Annotated in this window: 17 protein-coding genes and 1 pseudogene; 13 read left to right on the top strand and 5 right to left on the bottom strand. The window is 58.3% G+C overall.

The annotated features are described in order from the left end of the window. The first annotated feature begins 1 nt into the window (after nt 1). Both grxC and secB read left to right on the top strand, forming a co-directional pair. Entirely contained in the window at nt 2–256 is a 255-nt protein-coding gene (gene grxC, locus N5D61_RS04970; RefSeq protein WP_279891181.1) for a glutaredoxin 3, read from the top strand. Nucleotides 257–294: 38 nt separating this feature from the next. After that, the gene (gene secB, locus N5D61_RS04965; RefSeq protein WP_108237526.1) at nt 295–780 is read left to right on the top strand and encodes a protein-export chaperone SecB; all 486 of its coding nucleotides are present in this window, start codon (nt 295–297) and stop codon (nt 778–780) included. 319 nt (nt 781–1,099) lie between these two features. Here the strand turns inward: secB and trmL are convergent, their stop codons facing one another. Next, nucleotides 1,100–1,555, bottom strand: a complete 456-nt coding sequence (gene trmL / locus N5D61_RS04960; RefSeq protein WP_279891178.1) for a tRNA (uridine(34)/cytosine(34)/5-carboxymethylaminomethyluridine(34)-2'-O)-methyltransferase TrmL — start codon at nt 1,553–1,555, stop codon at nt 1,100–1,102. On the opposite strand from trmL, the gene N5D61_RS04955 reads away from it, so the two are divergent. Continuing rightward, complete coding sequence (locus tag N5D61_RS04955) at nt 1,554–1,994, top strand: hypothetical protein (RefSeq protein ID WP_279891176.1); 441 nt, start codon at nt 1,554–1,556, stop codon at nt 1,992–1,994. The genes trmL and N5D61_RS04955 overlap by 2 nt on opposite strands. A gap of 440 nt (nt 1,995–2,434) precedes the next feature. After that, nucleotides 2,435–8,068 carry a DUF6543 domain-containing protein gene (locus N5D61_RS04950; protein ID WP_347881574.1) on the top strand — a complete coding sequence of 1,878 codons (5,634 nt, stop codon included), beginning with the start codon at nt 2,435–2,437 and terminating at the stop codon, nt 8,066–8,068. A 56-nt stretch (nt 8,069–8,124) separates the two neighbouring features. Here the strand turns inward: N5D61_RS04950 and N5D61_RS04945 are convergent. After that, nucleotides 8,125–8,202: pseudogene (locus N5D61_RS04945) on the bottom strand (hypothetical protein); the annotation flags it as partial. 672 nt (nt 8,203–8,874) lie between these two features. On the opposite strand from N5D61_RS04945, the gene N5D61_RS04940 reads away from it, so the two are divergent. The 6 genes from N5D61_RS04940 (at nt 8,875) to N5D61_RS04915 (ending at nt 14,191) form a co-directional block, all read left to right on the top strand. Further along, complete coding sequence (locus tag N5D61_RS04940) at nt 8,875–10,209, top strand: OprD family porin (protein WP_279891174.1); 1,335 nt, start codon at nt 8,875–8,877, stop codon at nt 10,207–10,209. Nucleotides 10,210–10,384: 175 nt separating this feature from the next. Further along, nucleotides 10,385–11,023, top strand: coding sequence for a peroxiredoxin (locus N5D61_RS04935; RefSeq protein ID WP_279891172.1), 639 nt, complete (start codon nt 10,385–10,387; stop codon nt 11,021–11,023). Between the two features lie 312 nt (nt 11,024–11,335). Next, nucleotides 11,336–12,301, top strand: a complete 966-nt coding sequence (locus N5D61_RS04930; protein WP_279891170.1) for a sulfonate ABC transporter substrate-binding protein — start codon at nt 11,336–11,338, stop codon at nt 12,299–12,301. Nucleotides 12,302–12,329: 28 nt separating this feature from the next. Then, on the top strand, nt 12,330–13,118 hold the full coding sequence (ssuC, locus tag N5D61_RS04925; RefSeq protein ID WP_279891169.1) for an aliphatic sulfonate ABC transporter permease SsuC: 789 nt from the start codon (nt 12,330–12,332) through the stop codon (nt 13,116–13,118). Continuing rightward, nucleotides 13,115–13,924: an aliphatic sulfonates ABC transporter ATP-binding protein gene (gene ssuB / locus N5D61_RS04920; protein WP_108237505.1), complete on the top strand. Its 810-nt coding sequence runs from the start codon at nt 13,115–13,117 to the stop codon at nt 13,922–13,924. Before ssuC ends, ssuB begins: the two co-directional genes overlap by 4 nt. 51 nt (nt 13,925–13,975) lie before the next feature. Then, nucleotides 13,976–14,191, top strand: coding sequence for a TOBE domain-containing protein (locus tag N5D61_RS04915; protein WP_108237504.1), 216 nt, complete (start codon nt 13,976–13,978; stop codon nt 14,189–14,191). Between the two features lie 243 nt (nt 14,192–14,434). On the opposite strand, the gene N5D61_RS04910 is transcribed toward N5D61_RS04915, so the two are convergent. The 3 genes from N5D61_RS04910 to N5D61_RS04900 all read right to left on the bottom strand — a co-directional run bounded on the left by N5D61_RS04910 (nt 14,435) and on the right by N5D61_RS04900 (nt 17,639). Beyond that, entirely contained in the window at nt 14,435–14,899 is a 465-nt protein-coding gene (locus N5D61_RS04910; protein ID WP_279891168.1) for a hypothetical protein, read from the bottom strand. Between the two features lie 490 nt (nt 14,900–15,389). Beyond that, on the bottom strand, nt 15,390–16,034 hold the full coding sequence (locus tag N5D61_RS04905) for a TetR/AcrR family transcriptional regulator (RefSeq protein WP_108237502.1): 645 nt from the start codon (nt 16,032–16,034) through the stop codon (nt 15,390–15,392). 228 nt (nt 16,035–16,262) lie between these two features. Beyond that, nucleotides 16,263–17,639 carry a glutamine synthetase family protein gene (locus N5D61_RS04900; protein ID WP_108237501.1) on the bottom strand — a complete coding sequence of 459 codons (1,377 nt, stop codon included), beginning with the start codon at nt 17,637–17,639 and terminating at the stop codon, nt 16,263–16,265. 277 nt (nt 17,640–17,916) lie between these two features. Between N5D61_RS04900 and N5D61_RS04895 the strand changes: the two genes are divergently transcribed. From N5D61_RS04895 to N5D61_RS04885, 3 genes are all read left to right on the top strand, one after another. After that, the gene (locus N5D61_RS04895) at nt 17,917–18,705 is read left to right on the top strand and encodes a gamma-glutamyl-gamma-aminobutyrate hydrolase family protein (RefSeq protein ID WP_279891166.1); all 789 of its coding nucleotides are present in this window, start codon (nt 17,917–17,919) and stop codon (nt 18,703–18,705) included. A gap of 48 nt (nt 18,706–18,753) precedes the next feature. Continuing rightward, complete coding sequence (locus N5D61_RS04890; protein ID WP_108237499.1) at nt 18,754–20,112, top strand: glutamine synthetase family protein; 1,359 nt, start codon at nt 18,754–18,756, stop codon at nt 20,110–20,112. 71 nt (nt 20,113–20,183) lie between these two features. Next, nucleotides 20,184–21,548, top strand: a complete 1,365-nt coding sequence (locus tag N5D61_RS04885; RefSeq protein WP_279891164.1) for an aspartate aminotransferase family protein — start codon at nt 20,184–20,186, stop codon at nt 21,546–21,548. Nucleotides 21,549–21,713: the final 165 nt, after the last annotated feature.

The following is a 21,713-nucleotide window of genomic DNA, read 5'->3' as shown; positions in this document are numbered from 1 at the left end:
CATGGCCCAGGTCGTTGTCTACTCCAGCGATTATTGCCCGTACTGCTCACGTGCCAAACACCTGCTTGCCAGCAAGAACGTCGATTTCGAAGAGATCAGGGTCGACGGCAAGCCACAGCTTCGCGCTGAAATGACCCAAAAGGCCGGGCGCACGTCGGTGCCGCAGATCTGGATCGGTTCGGTCCATGTCGGTGGCTGCGACGATCTCTACGCGCTGGAGCGCGCCGGCAAGCTCGACGCATTGTTGAGCGCCTGAATTCGAACTGTACAAGACCTCTAGACAAAGGATCTGAAATGACCGATCAAACGAATAACGGCGCCACTTCCAACGAAGAAGCCCCACAATTCTCCCTGCAACGCATCTACGTGCGTGACCTGTCGTTCGAAGCGCCGAAAAGCCCGGCGATCTTCCGTCAGGAGTGGACCCCAAGCGTCAGCCTGGATCTGAACACTCGCCAGAAGCAGTTGGAAGGCGATTTCTACGAGGTCGTGCTGACCCTGTCGGTCGAAGTGAAGAACGGTGAGGAAATCGCCTTCATCGCGGAAGTCCAGCAAGCCGGTATTTTCCTGATCAAAGGCCTGGATGCGGCTTCCATGAGCCACACCCTGGGCTCTTTCTGCCCGAACCTGCTGTTCCCGTATGCACGCGAAGCCATCGACAATCTGGTCGTTCGCGGCTCGTTCCCGGCACTGATGCTGGCGCCGGTGAATTTCGACGCCCTGTACGCACAAGAGCTGCAACGCATGCAGGAAGCGGGCGAGACCCCTACCGTTCAGTAAGTCGTCTGGCTGAATGAGAAAAGCGCCTGTACGGGCGCTTTTTTGTGCGGGTGGGGTTGAGATTCTTATTTTGATGCCCTGCGGGCCTGTCGCGGGCAAGCGCGCTCCTACATTTGCTGCAACGTGCCATGGCCTGATGGACCGCGGTGCTAGCCTTTTTTGCCTGGCGAGAGACTCGCGGTCTGCTTCAAAGGCTCACAACGGGGTCTGTCAGCATGCGGCACGTTTAAACAAATGTAGGAGCGCGCTTGCCCGCGACCGGCCCGCAGGGTATCCATCTAGCAATCCAACGCCATGCACCTCCACTCTGACTGCTGGGTTACTTAAACCCCAATTGCCGCCAGCCTTCGTAGACGGCCACGGCAACGGTGTTGGACAGGTTCAGGCTGCGCGAGCCCTCGCGCATGGGCAGGCGCAGACGCTGCTCGCTCGACAGGGGGTCAAGCACATCGGGGGGAAGGCCTCGGCTTTCCGGGCCGAACAGAAAGGCGTCACCCTCCTGGAAGGCCACATCATGGAAGGGGCGCGAACCCTTTGTGGTAAAAGCGAACATGCGCGGATGGCCGATGCTCTCCAGGCAACTGGCCAGGTCGGCATGGCGGTGCAGTGTGGCGTATTCGTGGTAATCGAGCCCTGCGCGGCGCAGGCGTTTGTCATCCAGTTCAAAGCCCAGGGGCTCGATCAGGTGCAGATGGCAGCCACTGTTGGCGCAGAGTCTGATGATGTTGCCGGTATTCGGCGGAATTTCTGGTTGAAAAAGGATCACGTGAAACATGCACGGCTCCGAACATAAGGACGGGATGCATTCTACCCCCGAAGAAGACCCCAGGCCGAAGCTATGGCGGCGGTTTTTGGGTTCCATCGCGATATTTGGGGTGATGGTGGGGCTGATGATTGGTCGATTGACGACGCCGGACCCCTTAGAGCTGCAGACCATCGAAGTCCTGCCCGCCGGGGTGGCGGTCTGGTTCAACCGCGAGCCGCAACTGCACGGCGAAATGATCGAGGGCACCGTGGCTTTGCTATTCAACGCGCAGGGGGCCGCCCAGCGGGGAACGTTCAAGCTCAATGGGCGAGACGTGCGCTGGAGGGTTCAGAAAAGCGACAAGGGATTACTGCTGACTCTACTGGCGACCCGTCCACTGCGCGGCGATTGGCACGGTGCAGCTCAGAACGGTCGCTGGAGACTGGAGGTCAGTCTCCGAGAGGAATAAAAGAGGGGAATCCCCGGCCTGCCTGTACCAAGGTCCCCAAAACTGGTGGATGCTTAGCCTAATGCAGGGCGCGTGCCACTTTTCAAAAGCACCTTCGAAAAAAACGCTATTGTTCGCTAATGCACTGATTTTGCTTGGCTTTGCACATGGCGGTTACCTGAGTTCGGTGGATGCTCGCTCGAGTCGTGCTCTGAAGTCCGAAAATGAGCGCTATCAGCCTTGCACGCTATCCGTGCATTTTCGGCGTGAAAACACCAAAGTGATGCACGCTCTCCGAGGCTTCGCGTATGGCAGTACTAAGGTGCGCGGGTAACATTTATCTATTTTATTCATTTCAAATTTATATCTAATCAGCAGTTTTACTATTGGGTATTTAGTCTTTTTTCAACGTGCGTTCTGAATAAGCTCGGGAGCTCCATTTGGCTCTTAAGGCGTTATTCATGTCTTCCAATACAAACTTCTCGGGGCCCTTTGCACCGGGTATCCCCGCAAGTTCGCACCTTGCACTCGTGCAAGGAAAGTTGCCGCAGTGGTTGGTCCGCGCCCCATCCGCTGTACATTCGGCGCTACGGGAGGGCGGTTTGCAGGGGCAGTCCTGGTTCCAGCGGTTGCAACGAAGCCGACCCGAAGTTGCCACCGCGTTACAGCAAGACTATCGACTTCATCTTTTCAATGAGGCGCAACTTTCTGGCGCGCTCGGTGAACTCCCGAGTCTTGAAGCATTTGCCGAGCCCCTGCTGGCATCCGCAATAAAAGAGCGTTTCGGCGTAACGCTTGATGTGCGTGACAGTTACTTGTTTCACGCACGGCGCGTGCAGGTGGACGATTCATTTGCGGGCGCCTCGGCGGACCCATTCGTTCAGCTGCAAAATGCCCAGAAGGCCGCCACCCAGACGTTATTGCACGCTGCCTTGCAGAATTTCGAATTGTGGGAAACCGAGCCTGGTGGGCTCGATCTGGATGCACGGCACAAGGCCTACCTGTACGAGCAACGCGCGATTGCCGGATCGTCGGTTGAGCAGTCCGCTCTGCCGATTTTGCCTCATGAGTTCGCCGGCCTTTGCCGGGAGCTGGATCTGGGCGGGAAGTATCAGAAAAAAATCAGTGTCTTTCTCAGCCCGCCGTCCAAGCCTGGTGATGCGCCGGATGCCGCTGCTTTCAATCGACGTGGGCTGTTGAAGCGTGTCGAACAGACCGCATTCCGTATTCAGGTTCACCTCGCACACCTCAAAGGCGACCTCGGGATCCCACTTTATCGTGCCTTGCTGAGCGTCGCGGAAAACCGCAAAACCGTCGAACTCGGTACGCAGCCGATGACGTGGAGTTTTCTGAAACTTTGGGACGTCGAATTGACCGGCATCGTGGTGATCGGTCCGGCGCGTGACCACGCCGAAGAGGTACAACCCGTGGTCGTTTACCTGCCGGACGATCCTGTCAGCCCGATCAAGGAATACCCATCAACCATCGCCTTCTGCCACGCGCTTCGCGACAGAATGCTGAAGAAAGGCTACTTGGAGTTCTTCCGGCGCTATGTTCCGGCACGTCACTGGGTGCGGCTGCATGGCCTGCTGAGCCAGCGTCTCTGGCCGACCGTCTGGAACCGCGAAATGGGCTGGTACGACCAGCAACCCGACGCCACGGCAACGCTTCATCTTCGAGAATCCGTCATCACGACAGGTGTGTTAACGGCGCTCGTCCAACAGAAAACCTTCATGTTGAAGGACGATGCGCTGTTTCACGCGGTGCCAACCGCAGAGGAAGATCAAAAGACCTTTGCCCAGCGCGTGCACTATTTCGAAAGTGCGGCCCTGCAGATTCTCAATGCGGTAGGTTTCGTCGTGCCTGCCGTTGGTGCGGCGATGATGGCGGTGACGGCTGCTCAATTGGCCGTCGAGGTGTTCGAAGGTGTCGATAGTTGGACGCGGGGCGAATGGGTGCAAGGTTGGGGTTACATCTCGGATGTGCTCGAAAACCTCGCGCTGATGGCGTCGCTGGGGCTCGCTCAGGAAGGCGCAACCCCGGCCATGGAAACGCTGTCGGTAGAAACGCCGTCCTTCATCGAAGAGTTGGACGTGGTCGAGGCGCCGGATGGCAAAAGCCGGCTGTGGAAGCCGGACCTCGCGCCTTTCGCTCATGACACCGTACTGCCGAGAGGTTTGCAACCTGACGAATCCGGCATCTATCACTATCAAAACAAGACCTGGGTCAGCGTCGATGACAAGGTGTATGCGGTTCGGGTAGACCCTTCGAGCGGGCAGTATCGCGTCCTGCACCCTACGAAGGCAGAGGCTTGGCAACCGCCTTTGAAGAGCAACGGCGCAGGCGCGTGGCTGCATCCGGCGGACCGGCCGCTGGAATGGCAAGGCGTGGAGTTGTTCAGGCGGCTGGGGCATCGTGTCGATGACTTCTCAGCGCTGGACGCTCGACGCATCCTGCAAGTCAGCGGTACCTCGGAAACCGCGCTGCGCAGAGCCTTGGCCGAAAGTGAGCGGCCAGCAGCCCTCCTGGACGACACGATCTGCCGCTTCCGTCTGGATCAGGAGCTTCGGCAGGCTGCCGAGCACGGTGAATCCGCCTCGCGACGCGCAGCCCTCTTCGAGTCGCGATACCGGGAAAAGTCGCAGAGCCGAGACCCGAGAGCAGGCTCGATCACACATCGCTACCCCCAATTGCCGGGGGGAGTGGTCGACGAACTGATCCGTGCTGCCACAGCCTCGGAGCTTGAGGTGTTGGCGCACGGTCATGTCCCGGTCCGTCTGGCGCAGGAAGTGCGTGTCTATCAGCAGCAGATCAGGCTGGCGCGCGCTTATGAAGGGCTGTATCTCGAGTCGGTTCGTAACCCTGATACCGATACCCTCATTCTGCATACCGTCGCAACGCTGGAGGGCTGGTCGCCCGCGTTACGCTTGGAGGTGCGGACGCGTAGCTTCAGTGGGCCTTTGGTCGACGCCGTGGGGCCTGCTGATTCGGCGCTGCGCAAGGTGCTGGTGCGCACTGATGACGGGTTTGAGACGTTCGACGAGCAAGGTCACTCTCTGCATGGCCGAGACGACATCTACGCTTCGATCCTGCATGCCTTGCCTGATGCGCAGCGAACCGCGCTGGGCTTCCCCGGCACGTGGGACGGCCCTCGCCTGAAACGGGCGATTCAACTCGGACCGTTGCTGCCTCGGCACAGGTTGCGTGAAGTCATGAAGATGCAGCCCGCGCAACCCGGTCGTGTTTCCCCCATGCGGCTGGCCGATGGGCGCCTGGGTTATGCATTGAGTGGCCAGGGCGCCATGGCTGACATGATCGGGCGAGACACCCTTCTGGACCTCGTGCGTTCGCTCAATCTGGATGCCGACACCTCGGCAGAACACATCTTGCAGACTCTGGAAGGTGCCGGACTCAGTCGCGTGCAGATTCATCAACGGCTCAGCCAGATGCTGGAGGAGCGCAATGTCCTGGAGAGCGCACTGCGGCTCTGGGACGACGGCGACCCTGGCCTCGAACGCGAGCTCACCAGTCGCGCGGAAATCCAGCGCGCGATCTGGAGTCACTGGGCAGCGGCGTCTTTGCCGGAGACGGCCGGTCAACCGCCCGTACTGCGGTTACAACACATTGTGCTCAGCGATTTTCCCCCGTCGCTGCCTGACTTCTTCCAGCACCAGGTCCGTCGGCTGGAACTGGTGGATATCAACGTCAGCCGGCCCGCCGCCTCAGGACCTCGACCGGTTTTCGCCAGCGTGGATCAGCGTCTGGCATTGGAGGCTTTCTTCGGCCGGTTTCCCGGCGTCCAGGCACTGGAGGTGAGCCGGACCAATACCGTAGGCCGTGAACCGCTGGTGTTCCAAATGCCGCACCTGATCGTTCAGTCTTTTCCAGGGTTGCGGAGCTTGCGCCTGGTCAATCAGGATCTTTGGATCAGTTTCATGGAAGTCGAGTCGTTGACCCGACTCCAGCATTTGGAATTACTGGACCTGAGCGGTAATCACATCAGCATCACGCCGCCCTCGAATATGCTCGAACTGCAGGTGCGCACGTTGCGGTTGGACAACCTGGGACTCGATCACTGGCCTGCTTGGCTGGGAGACCTGACGTCGTCGACGCTTCGCGAGCTCTCATTGCGCAACAACCGCCTGACGGAGATTCCGAATAGTCTGGTGTCCCAGCAGGCATCGGCTGTTGAGTCGGTCGAGATTCACTTGCAGGGTAATCCGCTGTCTCGGGTGATGCTGACTCGCATTCGACTGGAAGAGAGCCCGACCAATCGCCTGCGCTTTCAGGTCGATATTCCGCATCACTTAAGCGCTCAGGTGACGCTGCTCAGGCGCGAGAGGCAACAGTTGCTGGAAGCGCTGGACAGTTGGGAACACGCCTCGACTTCGACGCAGCCCCTGACTGAAAGCACCGTCGCGGCACGAAGTGTCACGCGGCAGCACGTAATGGACTTCTGGCGCGCCTACAGCGAAGGGCAGACCCATGCGGTCCTTACGCTGGAAGGCATTTCACTGGCGCAGTTTCCTCCTTCGTTACCCGACTTTTTCTACATGGGTGTGCGCAACGTGCAACTTGTTCGAGTCAGTGCTGGCGCTTCCGAGTTGAACCCATTTCTGGCGCGGTTCACGCAATTGCAGAATCTGGAAATGACGGGGCGTACCGAACCATTGCCCGAGCTGCCCTCGGTACTGCGACACATGCCTCGCCTTAGGGCCTTGAGCTTGAGAGATCAGGGACGGCTTATCGATCAGCAGGCGATCACCTTTTTGGGAGGGTTGCCGCACCTGGAGTCGCTGGATCTGGGCGGCAACACGCTGGGCGAAATCTCGGACGCTTCCGGCTTTCGGCACCGGCTGCGCTGGTTGGCGCTGGATGATACCGGGCTGGAAGCGTGGCCGGAATGGATCGAACACCTGATGCCACTGGAAGCGCTGACACTGGACCGCAATCGGTTGACCGAACTACCGGATCATATTCTGGAGAACCCACGCAGTGACCACACACAGACGGAGATCGCCGTGCGCGGCAACCCGCTGACCTACGAAACGCTGCGCAGGGCACATCTTGCGGAGCGTTACCATGGCGCCTACGCCTTTGTGATGGACTGGCCGGACGAGATCCTGATGCTGCCGCCGGAGCGACGATGGTCGGACTCGGACTCGGACGATTACGCGTCCGGCTCCGATTCATCCGGTGCCCTGAATAGTCCGTCCGCTGTGCCGCCGGAAGAGCTACCCGACGCGGAGCAGTGGTTGCTGGGCACCCCGGACGAAAATGCCGCGCATCAGACGCTTTGGCAGCGGCTCGATCAGCGGGCGGATGCGCCGAACCTGATGGCACTCGTTGGCCGACTCACGCAGTCGGCTCCCTATCGCAACCTGCAAACGCGCAATGCGTTTGCCGAGCGAGTATGGCGTGTGCTCGAGGTGGCCGATCAGCGTCTGGAGAGTCGTCTGCTCTTCAATGGCATCGCCGAAGAGGCGCTGCTCCACGACGACACTGGCTTCCAGACCTGCCATGACGGCGCCTGGCTGGTGTTCAACCAGATTGAAATCCAGATGTTCATCGAGCAGTCAGTGGGCGACGCAGCGCAGGGGACGCGGGGGGCATCGCTCTATCGCCTTACCCGACGCCTGTACCGGCTCGACGAGCTGGACGCTACAGCCCGTGAGCAGGCGGAAGGGCGGGACGAGGCAGAGGTGCGTCTGGCTTATCGCCTGCGCTGGGCGTCCGAGCTGGATTTGCCGTTGCCTCCGAGCAACATGCTGTATCAGGTGCACGCCTGTATCCGCCCCGGTGAACTGGATGCGGCGTTGGCGCGCGTTCAGTTGGGGGAGCAGGGCGAACCTTTCATGCGTTACGCGGCCCAGCGGGACTTCTGGGTCCAGTACCTGCGTGAGACCTACGCTGAACGCTTCGACGCGTTGAAGGAAGACTACCTGACCCGCGTGACGTCACTCCCCGATCAACATCCTGGCCGAACGATCGATGAGCTGGGCGACGAGTTCGCGGCGCTGAAGCGGGCGTACGACACCGAGGAAGAGCACTTGATCCGTGAGTTGACCTACCGAGAGGGCTTCGAGCAGAGCTGATCCGCTGCCGCGTCCTGCCTGCGACGTGCCGCGCGGCAGGAAGGGCTCACCGTGCGTTAAAAAGGGACGTCTCCCAAAATGGTGGCGCGGTGCATGACGCGGCGTTGTGGCCGATAGTCATCCACCGCGTAATGCGACGCCGCGCGACCTCAACAAGATGAAAAAATGCGGTGATGCTCTGACCGTTCATTGAATCGTCACAGTCGATACATAGGATCAGGCCGCTCGCCAAGAGGATGCTGCTCATACATGGGTTAGTTGGCGCAAGGCAGCGCGCAGGGCTGTCAGAAATTTCAACGTTACAGCCAGTCAACCGACGACATCGACCCGTGCGGCTCAAAAAAATGACGGAAAGCAGGGTGACAATTGCGCTAATAACGTCTACCGGTTGACCAAAGGCTTATTTTTCAATGTGTTATAGCGGTAATGCTCACCTGGTTTCACAGAGGGATGGTGACCGGTCGGTCGGCTGTCGGTCATGTGACATCGCGAAACTGATCGATCTGACGAACGGGATCGAAATATTTTTTGGGAATTAGCCAAAGACGCCGATACACTCCGCATCGGACGGCTGAAACGGCTTGTGACATATAACTGCTTAGCATAAAAGCAGGAGAAATGAGTCTTTTTAGGTTTAAAGGATTTCCCTTACCTTGCAGCCAACTGTTAACGCGGTCTAGTCAATTAGTCTTGGGACCATTGACTCGCCGAGTCAGGTCCAGCGCTAATCGCGCATCCGCGGTCTTGAGCCTTCGGTCTCAGTACCAAGGAACTACAAAAATTAGATTCAAGAGGAGCGAAACATAATGAAGAAGTCCACCCTGGCCTTGGCCATCTCTGTAGCTGTCATGGCCACTCAGGCAAGTGCTGCCGGTTTCCTGGAAGACAGCAAAGCAACGATCAGTTCCCGCACCATGTGGTTCGAAAGCGACAACCGCGACGGCGGTACCGACCAGCGTGAGGCCGGTGAAGGTCTGCTGTTCAACTTCATTTCTGGCTACACCCCAGGCACCGTAGGTTTTGGTCTGGACGTGCAAGGCATGTACGGTCTGCACCTTGATGGTGGTAAAGGTCGTCACCCTGACAACAACAGTTTCTTCCCAAGCGACAGCGACGGTTCGGCAGTTGCGGACTGGGCTCGTGGCGGTGCAAACGCCAAGGCCAAGTTCTCCAAGACCGAGGTGAAAATCGGTACGGCTTTGCAGCCTAACCTGCCAATTCTGGTTGCGAACGACGGTCGTTTGCTGCCACAAACCTTCACCGGTGGCACCATCCAGTCCAAAGAAATCGATGGCCTTACTTTCAACGGCGGTAAGCTGGAGCACCAAGCAGCTCGTGCTTCGAGCAACTACTCCGGCCTGTCGGTCAACGGTGCAACCCGCGACTCGAACAACTTCGTATTTGGCGGTCTTGATTACAAGGTCACCAAAGACCTGACCGTTCAGTACTACTACTCGAACCTGGAAGACTTCTACAAGCAGCACTTCCTGGGTCTGGTACATGTTCTGCCACTCGGCGAAGACCAGTCGTTCAAAACTGACCTGCGTTATTTCGACAGCAGCTCTGATGGCAAGAACGGCCAGGGTGCTACAGGTTATGGCTTCAACAACAACGGTGGCTATGCCAAGCACGCTGGTGAAGTTGACAACAAAACCTGGTCTGCAATGTTCACCTACTCTCTCGGCGGACATGCCCTTCTGCTCGGTCACCAGCGTGTGAACGACGACGGCGGTTTCGTATGGCTGAACCAAGGTTCCGTTCGTGACGGCAACAACCGTCCGGAAGGTGAAGGTGGTTCAAGCTTCTACCTGTTCACTGACTCGATGATCAACCAGTTTGCCCGTGCGGGTGAGAACACTACATTCGGTCAGTACTCGTATGACTTCGCTCGTATCGGCGTTCCAGGTCTGAAAGCCGCCTTCGCTTACCTGCACGGTACCGACATCAAGGCTACCAATGGTATTGGTGGCGATGCGTCCGAGTGGGAACGTGACATGCGTATCGACTACGTGTTCCAGGACGGTCCACTGAAAGGCTTCGGCGCTACCCTGCGTCGTGCTAACTACCGCGGCGACGCTACCGGTATCGCTGACCAAGACCAGACTCGTCTGATCTTCAACTACACCTACGCCTTCAAATAAGCGTCGATGTGTTGAAAAGAGCCCCGCTTCGGCGGGGCTTTTTTTATAGCTGAAAATAAAAGCGGTGTTCGGTTTTTATAGCGAAACGCGCATTCGCCATTGCCATTCGGTCTTTCAATTTTTTGAGGTTTGCAGGCACAGTGTCCACATAACACTTATTAAAGGAGCTGACTGCATGAGCCTCAAACTTGGCGACATCGCCCCCGATTTCGAACAGGACTCCAGCCTAGGCCGTATCAAGTTTCACGAATGGCTGGGCAATCAGTGGGGTGTGTTGTTTTCCCACCCGGCCGACTTCACCCCTGTCTGCACCACGGAGCTGGGTTTCACGGCTAAGCTCAAGGACGAGTTCGATAAGCGCAATGTGAAAGCCATCGCTCTTTCCGTAGACCCGGTCGATTTCCACATCAAGTGGATCGACGACATTAATGCTACCCAGAACACCACGGTCAACTTTCCAATCCTGGCTGACGCTGATCGCAAAGTGTCTGAGCTTTATGACCTGATCCACCCCAATGCCAGTGAAACCCTGACCGTCCGCTCGCTGTTCGTGATCGATCCGAACAAGAAGGTGCGCCTGACCATTACTTACCCAGCCAGTACGGGGCGAAATTTCCACGAGATCCTGCGCGTCATCGATTCGCTGCAGTTGACTGACAGTCACAAGGTGGCGACCCCGGCGAACTGGCAGGATGGCGAGGATGTGGTGATCGTGCCCTCCATCAAAGATGAAGAAGAGATCAAGCAGCGCTTCCCCAAAGGCTACAAGGCCGTCACGCCTTACCTGCGTCTGACGCCCCAGCCCAATCGCTGACACACCGATTTCAACCACGACATTCGGGCCGACTATTCGGCCCTTTTTTTTGACCGCTGGCCGGCCCGCCTTCAAGGTCCCGATTGGGACATGACGGGCCCGTCTGACGCCTCCCGAAACGGCGGGTCCATGAAAATGCAACATATTCATTTTGGTGCTAACCAAATGAATAAATATGATTTTAAAGAATATAAGCCGACTGTTAATGTCGTTGCACTGATGCAGTCGTCGGTCATGAATCCCATCCACCTTACTTGCCCGCCATCGGACGAGCAGGTGCCACCTGAAAGCTATTTTGCAAAGGAGCGTGCCATGCGCACTGTCATTTTGCGTCGAGGCCTGGTCGCTCTGTTTGCTGCGGCGGTGTCCTTCGGCGTCCTCACCCAAGCTCAAGCCGACACCCTGCGTATCGGCTATCAAAAGTACGGCACGCTGGTTCTGCTCAAAGCCAAGGGTTCGCTGGAGAAGAAGCTGGCCGAGCAGGGTGTGCAGGTGCAGTGGACGGAATTTCCAGGCGGCCCGCAGCTATTGGAAGGGCTCAACGTTGGCTCGATCGACTTCGGCGTAACCGGCGAGACGCCGCCGGTTTTCGCCCAGGCGGCAGGCGCGGACCTGCTTTACGTCGCTTCGGAACCACCTGCGCCGACCAGTGAGGCGATTCTGGTGCCCAAAGATTCCCCGATCACATCCGTCAAGGCGCTCAAAGGCAAGAAGGTGGTGCTGAACAAAGGCTCCAACGTTCACTATTTGCTGGTCCGCGCTCTTGAAGAAGCGGGGTTGAAGTACAGCGACATTCAGACGGTCTACCTGCCACCGGCTGACGCGCGTGCCGCGTTCGAGCGTGGCGCCGTCGATGCGTGGGTCATCTGGGACCCCTACCAGGCCGCGGCCGAGCAACAGCTTCAGGCGCGAACCCTGCGTGATGGCAAAGGCATCGTCGACAACAACCAGTTCTACCTCGCGACCCGGCCTTACGCGCAGCAGCATCCTGAAGTGATTCAGGCGCTGGTCGAACAGGTGCGTGCTGTGGGTGAGTGGTCCAAGGCCAACCCGGACGAAGTCACCCAACAGGTTGCCCCGCTGCTGGGCCTGCCCGAAGACATCGCCCGCGTTTTCGTCAAGCGTCAGGGCTATGGCGCATCGTTCATCTCGCCTGAAACGGTCGCCGCCCAGCAGAAAATTGCTGACACCTTCTATCAACTCAAGTTGATCCCCAAACCGCTCAGCATCGCCGACGTGATCTGGACGCCACCCGCTGCTGTCGCGAAAGCGCAGTGAGCCCTTGGCATTAAGCGGAGACAACTCCATGAGCATTGAAAGAATCACTCAAAGACTGGCGCCCTGGCTGCTACCGGTCTTGTTGCTGGCCATCTGGCAACTGGCGGTCAGCGCCGGTTGGCTGTCCACTCGGATCTTGCCAGCGCCCAGCGCGGTCATCGAAGCGGGCGTGGCGCTGGTGCGCAGCGGGGAGATCTGGACGCACCTGGCCATCAGCGGCTGGCGCGCAGCGATCGGTTTTGCGATTGGTGGCGGTATCGGCCTGACGCTGGGCTTCATAACAGGCTTGTCCAGATGGGGCGAGCGTTTGCTCGACAGCTCTGTGCAAATGATCCGTAACGTGCCGCACCTGGCGTTGATTCCGCTGGTTATCCTGTGGTTCGGCATCGATGAGAGTGCCAAGATTTTCCTGGTGGCGCTGGGCACGCTGTTCCCCATCTACCTGAATACCTACCACGGTATTCGTAACATCGACCCGGCGCTGGTGGAGATGTCGCGCAGCTACGGGTTGTCGGGCTTCGCCTTGTTCCGTCATGTGATCCTCCCGGGTGCGATGCCTTCGATTCTGGTCGGCGTGCGGTTCGCTCTGGGGTTCATGTGGCTGACGCTGATCGTCGCCGAAACCATCTCGGCCAGCTCAGGCATCGGTTATCTGGCGATGAATGCCCGTGAGTTCCTGCAAACCGATGTGGTGGTGCTGGCGATCGTTCTGTACGCCGTACTCGGAAAACTGGCGGACCTCGCGGCGCGAGGGTTGGAACGGGTCTGCCTGCGTTGGCACCCCGCGTATCAAGTAGCGAAAGGTGGCGCGCGATGAGCACTCTTCAACAACCGGCAAACCTGTTGCGCGGCATCCCGCTGCAAGTGCGCAAACTGAAGAAAACCTTCGGCGCGCGGGAAGTTCTGAAAGATATCGATCTGCACATCCCAGCGGGGCAGTTTGTCGCCGTGGTGGGTCGCAGCGGTTGTGGCAAAAGCACACTGCTGCGCTTGCTGGCGGGGCTGGATCAGCCTACCAGCGGTCAATTACTGGCGGGCAGCGCAGCACTGGCCGACGCACGGGAAGACACTCGCCTGATGTTCCAAGAGGCACGTTTGCTGCCGTGGAAACGGATCATCGACAATGTCGGCCTGGGCCTCACCGGTGACTGGCGTGGCAAGGCACTCGAAGCGCTGGCCGCCGTCGGGCTGGCCGAGCGCGCCAACGAATGGCCAGCCGCACTGTCCGGCGGCCAAAAGCAACGCGTGGCCCTGGCGCGTGCCTTGATTCACCAGCCCCGGTTGTTGCTGCTCGACGAACCTCTTGGCGCATTGGATGCGTTGACCCGCATCGAGATGCAGCAATTGATCGAAGACCTGTGGCAAAAGCACGGTTTTACGGTGCTGCTGGTCACTCACGACGTCAGCGAGGCCGTGGCGATTGCCGACCGCGTCTTGCTGATCGAAGAGGGGCGTATTGGCCTCGACTTGCAGGTCGACCTTGCCCGTCCTCGCGCACGCGGTTCTTACCGCCTGGCGGCGCTGGAAACCGAAGTCCTCAACCGCGTGCTGTCGATTCCTGGCAGCCCGCCCGAACCCGAACCCACTTCACCGCTGCCCACGCAATTGCGTTGGGCGAATTAACCCGGGCGCAATGTCGCGCCTGGCACTGGTCTCAAAAAAGGAAGCCATACCATGACTATCAAAGCCATCAACGTCCGCAACCAGTTCAAAGGCACCATCAAGGAAATCGTCACCGGCGACGTGCTGTCCGAAATCGATGTTCAGACCGCTTCCGGCATCGTCACGTCCGTGATCACCACCCGCTCGGTTAAAGAACTGGAGCTGACCGTGGGCAGCGAAGTCATCGCATTCGTGAAGTCCACTGAGGTGTCGATCGCCAAGTTGTGAGCGATGCGTGGTGAACGACCCCGAAGGGTGCGAGCCCTTCGGGGTTTTTTTAAAGCATGGCAAAGTGCCTCCTGTCATTTCTGACAGTAGCCAACACTGGTTATCCGGAGTGGCGTGTTCATTGAGTGTGCAGGCGAGCTTAGTGATACTCCGATCAACTTGCCACTTAACGAAGGAAAGTTGATCGGAACAGCCCTAGGAGTACGAAAAAAATGCCAACTTTAAAACGTTACCGTCCTACAACTATTCAGAAGCTGGGATGTTTACAGATCCATTCAAAAATTCCCCCCTCTGACCATTAAGGGTGAAGGTAAATTGAAATTTAGCTGAAAAACTGCCATTCGGATTAAGCGTTACGGAGATCTTGCCGTCCTGATCGTGAAGAAACCCATATTCGTCGCCGTGAGCTAAGAGTCCAGCGACATATACACCGGATTGGTCTTCATAGCCATCAGGCCCTAGGATATAATCCCCGCTTTTATTTGTATAAACATTAATGACAATGCGTTCCCCTGTGGGGGGCGGAACATTCTTCACTGACATTCCCATAACTCTGGGGTAACCCACCTCAGTATCCAGAGTAACGATGTCAGCATAGAACTTTACAGGATCCAGATCGCCCCACTTCAACAGACCGCTAAAGTTTGAACCTGCTGGCGCTTCTTTACTACCTGCCTGAAGCTCGCTCGGCAAATCTTTAATATCCATGATCAATTTCTCCATTGATAGTTATGTTGCTAAAATTTTCTTTCAACTTAGAAAATTTTCAAGCTGCTCATTCAGAATAGCTGCGCGACTTTTAATTAGTTAGAATCATTGGAAGTAGTCTTTCGATAATTTATTCCAAATACGTCAGCTCGTCAGTGCACATGACTCACTTAATCAGCTTCATATACGCACGCCACGGTAAAATCAGGAGATTATAAGTGCAGTGCTTCTTTGGATGCGCCGAACAAGTCCCGGGCGTGCGAAAACCGCCAGACCACCTGATCCGGGCTCCCTAGGCGGCAGTTCGCGCGTGAAGTATCGATCTCCAAGTTGTGATTGATGTGTGGTGACCAATCCTGAAGGGTGCGAGCCCTTTGGGGGGGTGTTCGGGCATTACACACGGACCTGTAGGAGCGCGCTTGCCCGCGACGGCGGAGTGTCGGGTGTGTGAAAGGTGGCTGACACACCGTCATCGCGGGCAAGCGCGTTCCTACAAGGGTGCTACGTGCGAATGCTTCGGCAAAAACGGCGGCAGGTACAGCCCCAGATACGCATCGAACACGCGTCGGCCTTCTTCGGCCATGCGCGGGGTGATGGTGTCGTGCAGTTGCACGGAGCGGGCGTAGACGCGATCCGCCAGCTCCAGTGCCAGCGCAAAGACATCGACCTCATCCGGCAGGGCGGGCAGTTGGAAGTGTCTGGCGAACAGCTCGTGCATGAGGTTGCCCAGCTCGATGTCATGCTGACGGTCGGCCTGGGTGACTTCGGTCAGACCATGCTGAGCGAGGATCAACTGGCGAGCTGCGGCGTCATCGTTGTAAATCGTGAGCATGCGTGTTTCGGCGAGTCGCGACAGGTCGTGCCAGGTGTTGAGCTGAGTATGATCGATCGGTTGCTGCAAGCTCTCGCGGAAGGCGGCGTGCACATCGGCGGTCAGGGCTTCGAGCAAGGCCGGGACGCTGGCAAAGAAGTGATACACCGAGGAAGGGGGAATGCCCGCGCGTTCAGCCACGCTGTAGATCGAAAGGCTTGCCACCCCATCGGATGCCAGCAGTGTCCGCGCGGCGTCGAGGATCGACTCGATCCGGGCCTGGCTGCGTGCACGGGGTTTGCGGGGCATGGCGGGGCGGGTCATTGCGCGTTCTCTTGATCGGGGCCGGGAGCATTGTACGCGAGGTCCTGAGGCGGGCCATATCCGTTGTAGGAGCGCGCTTGCCCGCAATTGCGGTAAATCAGACACCCGATTCGTCACAGGCACACCGCATTCGCGGGCAAGCGCGCTCCTACAGAAATTTCGCCGTCTAAAATAAAAAACGCCCTCAACCACATGGATCCAGAGCGTTCTTTTTATCTCACATCGGCATCACACGGTATGCAGGTACCAATTGTATTCAAGGTCGGAAATGGAATGTTCAAACTCTTCCAGTTCGCTTTCCTTGCACGCGACGAAGATGTCGATGTATTTCGGGTCGATGTAACGGGCCATGACCTCGCTGTCATCGAGCTCGCGCAGTGCGTCGCGCAGATTGTTCGGCAGGCTTTGCTCATGCTGCTCGTAGGAGTTGCCTTCCACGGGCGGCGGTGGCTCGACCTTGTTGGTCAGGCCATGGTGAATGCCGGCCAGCACCGAAGCCATCAGCAGGTAAGGGTTGGCATCTGCACCGGCGACCCGGTGTTCGATGCGCACGGCATCGGCGCTGCCGGTGGGCACCCGCACCGCCACGGTCCGGTTATCCAGCCCCCAGGTGGGTGAGTTGGGCACGTAAAATTGGGCACCGAACCGGCGATAGGAGTTGACGTTCGGGCAAAGGAACGCCATCTGCGCCGGTAGGGTCTCGAGCACACCGCCGATCGCGTGACGTAGCGCGGCGTTCTGCTCGGGATCCTCACTGGTGAAAATGTTCTTGCCATCGCGGTCCAGAACCGAGATGTGGACGTGCAGCCCGTTACCCGCCTGGCCGGGGTAGGGTTTGGCCATGAAGGTGGAGTCCATCTCATGGTCGTAGGCGATGTTCTTGATCAGCCGCTTGAGCAGCACGGCGTAGTCACAGGCCTTCAGCGCGTCAGCGGTGTGGTGCAGGTTGACTTCGAATTGAGCCGGGGCACTTTCCTTGACGATGGCATCCGCGGGAATGCCCTGTTCCTTGGCGCCTTCCAGAATGTCCTGGAGGCAATCGACGTATTCGTCGAGGTCGTCGATCAGGTACACCTGTGTCGAGTGCGGACGTTTGCCCGAGATAGGCGAGCGCGGTGGCTGCGGGCGGCCATTCACGTTTTCCTGGTCGATCAGGTAGAACTCCAGCTCGAACGCTGCGCAGATGGTCAGCCCCATCTCGTCGAACTTGGTGACGACCTGGCGCAGTACTTCGCGCGGGTCTGCGAAAAACGGCTCGCCTTCCAGTTCGTGCATGGTCATCAGCAGTTGTGCGGTCGGGCGCTTCTGCCACGGTTCGTTGCTGAGGGTATTGGGGATGGGATAACAGATTCGGTCTGCGTCACCGATGTCCAGCCCCAGGCCGGTGCTTTCCACCGTCGAGCCATTGATATCCAGTGCGAATAGAGAGGCTGGGAGGTTGATGCCTTTTTCGTAAACCTTATGAAGGCTGGTGCGTTCGATGCGCTTGCCGCGCACCACTCCATTCATATCTGCAATCAGAAGGTCAACGTATAGAACCTCAGGATGTTCCTTAAGGAACGCGTTCGCTTCGTTGAGCTGAACGGCACGCGGGGGTACCGACATGATGCAACACCTTTGTTGTTGAAAATATCAATCATCGAGCATTACGGGGTTCAGTCAATCCGAAAGCCCAGATGAAGTCAAGAGAGCCCCTCTTTGCCCTAAAACGGCGCCTTGGCGCCAGTTTTGCTGCGTTTTAGGGCGCAATTGGAGCCTTGTAAGTCTCGGGAACTGCGATCTTGAGCGGGGCGTGTTTTATTTTTTACGGGGTTGTTGTGTAAAAAAATGAACAACGCTAAGCTCGGTCGCAGCCCATAACAGCAATAACACCGGGGGTCATATGCCTCGCCTTCCGCTGATTGGCGTCACAGCCTGCACTCAGCAAATCGGCTTGCATGCCTATCACGTCAGCGGCGACAAATACGTCCGTGCGGTGGCTGTCGCTGCCGGGGGCCTGCCGCTCATTCTGCCGTCGCTGGCAGAGCTCATCGACCCGGCCGATATCCTCGCGGCAGTCGACGGGTTGCTCTTCACCGGTTCTCCTTCCAACGTCGAACCCTACCACTATAGCGGGCCAGCCAGCGCGCCGGGCACTGCTCATGATCCTGCGCGCGACCGCACCACCTTACCGCTTATTCGCGCCGCTGTGGCTGCCGGCGTGCCGGTATTGGGGATTTGCCGGGGGTTTCAGGAGATGAATGTGGCGTTCGGCGGCACGCTGCATCAGCAGGTTCATGAGACGGGAACCTACATGGATCACCGTGAACCCGACAATGAACCCGTTGAAATTCAATACGCTGCGAGCCACTCCATGCACATCGAGCCGGGTGGTGTCCTGGCCGGGCTGGGATTGCCGGACGAAATTCGTGTCAATTCAATTCATGGCCAGGGCATCGAGCACCTTGCACCCGGTTTGCGAGTCGAAGCGACTGCGCCGGATGGCCTGATCGAGGCGATCTCCGTACCATCGGGCGTGCCTTTTGCTTCGCCCGAAGTGTTCGCCCTCGGCGTTCAATGGCACCCGGAGTGGCAAGTCACGGAGAACCCCGACTATCTTTCAATCCTGCAGGCCTTTGGCGAGGCCTGTCGAAAACGCGCAATACAACGTGACGCCGAAGCGTCCAGATAACGCCTGAGTCCACCGTTGGACGCAGGACATCCAACCCCTGAGGTATTTATGAGTACCAACCTCGACCAGCTCACCGATTGGTTGAAAGAACACAGGATTACCGAAGTCGAGTGCATGATCTCCGACCTCACCGGTATCACCCGCGGCAAAATCTCTCCGACCAACAAGTTCATTGCCGAGAAAGGCATGCGCTTGCCCGAGAGCGTTCTGCTGCAAACGGTCACCGGGGACTATGTCGAAGACGATATTTATTACGAGTTGCTGGACGCAGCGGACATCGACATGTTCTGCCGTCCTGACCAGAATGCGGTGTTTCTGGTGCCATGGGCCATCGAGCCGACCGCGCAGGTGATTCACGACACCTACGACAAGCAGGGCAACCCCATTGAGCTGTCGCCGCGCAACGTGTTGAAAAAAGTGCTCAAGCTGTATGCCGATCAAGGCTGGCAGCCGATCGTGGCGCCTGAAATGGAGTTCTACCTGACCAAGCGCAGCGACGATCCCGATTACCCGTTGCAGCCGCCGGTGGGCCGTTCGGGCCGCCCGGAAACCGGCCGTCAGTCCTTCTCGATCGAGGCAGCGAACGAATTCGATCCCCTGTTCGAAGACGTCTACGACTGGTGCGAACTGCAAAACCTCGATCTCGATACGTTGATTCACGAAGACGGCACGGCGCAGATGGAAATCAACTTCCGTCATGGCGACGCCCTGCACCTGGCCGACCAGATTCTCGTGTTCAAGCGCACGATGCGCGAGGCTGCCCTCAAGCATGACGTGGCAGCGACCTTCATGGCCAAGCCAATGACCGGTGAGCCGGGCAGTGCCATGCACCTGCACCAGAGCATCATCGACATCGAGACGGGCAAGAGCATCTTCTCCAATGAAGACGGGACCATGAGCCAGTTGTTCCTGCAACACATCGGCGGTCTGCAAAAGTTGATTCCCGAGCTGTTGCCGCTGTTCGCGCCCAACGTCAACTCGTTCCGCCGCTTCCTGCCCGACACTTCAGCGCCAGTGAACGTGGAGTGGGGCGAGGAGAACCGCACCGTTGGCTTGCGCGTTCCGGATGCAACCCCGCAGAACCGTCGCGTCGAAAACCGCCTGCCGGGTGCCGACGCCAACCCGTATCTCGCCATTGCCGCGAGCCTGCTGTGCGGCTTCATCGGCATGGTCGAGGGCATCAACCCGAGTGCGCCGGTGGTGGGGCGTGGTTATGAGCGGCGCAATCTGCGGCTGCCGCTGACCATCGAAGACGCTCTGGAGCGTATGGAGAACAGCAAGACCGTCGAGAAATACCTCGGCAAGACGTTCGTGACCGGTTACGTCGCGGTCAAGCGCGCCGAGCACGAAAACTTCAAGCGTGTCATCAGTTCGTGGGAGCGGGAATTCCTGCTTTTTGCCGTCTGAAGATCCGAGGCGCCGCCCAGCCCGGGAGTCGGGCGGCGCCTACACGCGATATGCAGCTAATGGAGTGGTTCATGAGTTCCAACAATCCGCAAACCCGCGAATGGCAAGCGCTCAGCAGCGATCATCACCTGGCGCCCTTCAGCGACTTCAAGCAGCTTAAAGAGAATGGCCCACGCATCATCACCCGCGCCGAGGGCGTTTACCTCTGGGACAGCGAAGGCAACAAGATCCTCGACGGCATGGCCGGGCTGTGGTGCGTGGCCGTGGGGTATGGCCGGCATGAACTGGCTGACGCTGCCAGCAAGCAAATGCGTGAGTTGCCTTACTACAACCTGTTTTTCCAGACCGCTCACCCTCCTGCACTGCAACTGGCCAAAGCCATTTCCGAGGTTGCCCCTTCAGGAATGAATCACGTGTTCTTCACCGGCTCCGGGTCCGAAGGCAACGACACGGTGCTGCGGATGGTCCGCCATTACTGGGCGGTCAAAGGCAAGCCTGGCAAGAAAACCATCATCAGTCGCAAGAACGGTTACCACGGTTCTACCGTGGCGGGCGCGAGCCTGGGCGGGATGACGTACATGCACGAGCAGGGCGACCTGCCGATTCCCGGCATCGTCCACATTCCCCAGCCTTACTGGTTCGGCGAGGGCGGGGACATGACGCCGGATGCGTTCGGTATCTGGGCTGCCGAGCAATTGGAAAAGAAGATTCTGGAACTGGGCGAAGACAGCGTGGGAGCGTTCATCGCCGAGCCTATCCAAGGCGCGGGCGGCGTGATCGTTCCTCCGGACACTTACTGGCCGAAGGTCAAAGAGATTCTGGCCAAGTACGACATCCTGTTCGTGGCAGACGAAGTGATCTGTGGCTTCGGCCGCACCGGCGAGTGGTTCGGTAGCGATTTCTACGGTCTGCAGCCACACCTCATGACCATCGCCAAGGGGCTCACCTCGGGGTACATCCCCATGGGTGGCGTCATCGTGCGCGATGACGTGGTCAGCGTGCTCAACGAAGGGGGTGATTTCAACCATGGTTTCACCTACTCCGGTCACCCGGTGGCGGCGGCGGTCGGCCTGGAAAACATCCGCATCCTGCGGGAAGAGCGGATCGTCGAGCGGGTGAAAACAGAAACGGCACCATACTTGCAAAAGCGTTTGCGCGAGTTGAACGATCACCCTCTGGTAGGGGAAGTGCGCGGCGTCGGCATGCTGGGCGCCATTGAACTGGTGAAGGACAAGGCCACTCGGGAGCGCTATGCCGGCCGGGGAGTGGGCATGATCTGCCGGACGTTTTGCTTCAATAACGGACTGATCATGCGTGCGGTGGGTGACACGATGATCATCTCGCCGCCGTTGGTGATCAGCTTCGCGGAAATCGATGAACTGGTGGACAAGGCACGCAAATGCCTGGACCTGACGCTGGCCGAGTTGCAGAAGTGATTGAGCCGGTGATTGCGTGATAAACGGTCACTCGTTGTAGGAGTGCGCTTGCCCGCGATTGCGATGTGTCAGCCACACATCCGTTGCAGGTATGTCGCAAATCGTGGGCAAGCGCGCTCCTGTAAGGTCCGGAGGGCTATTGGCGTGCAGATGAAATCTTTGAAA

Source organism: Pseudomonas sp. GD03842 (assembly GCF_029841165.1).
In the GTDB taxonomy this organism is placed as follows: Bacteria; Pseudomonadota; Gammaproteobacteria; order Pseudomonadales; family Pseudomonadaceae; genus Aquipseudomonas.
This window is presented reverse-complemented; position numbering and strand designations above follow the sequence as displayed.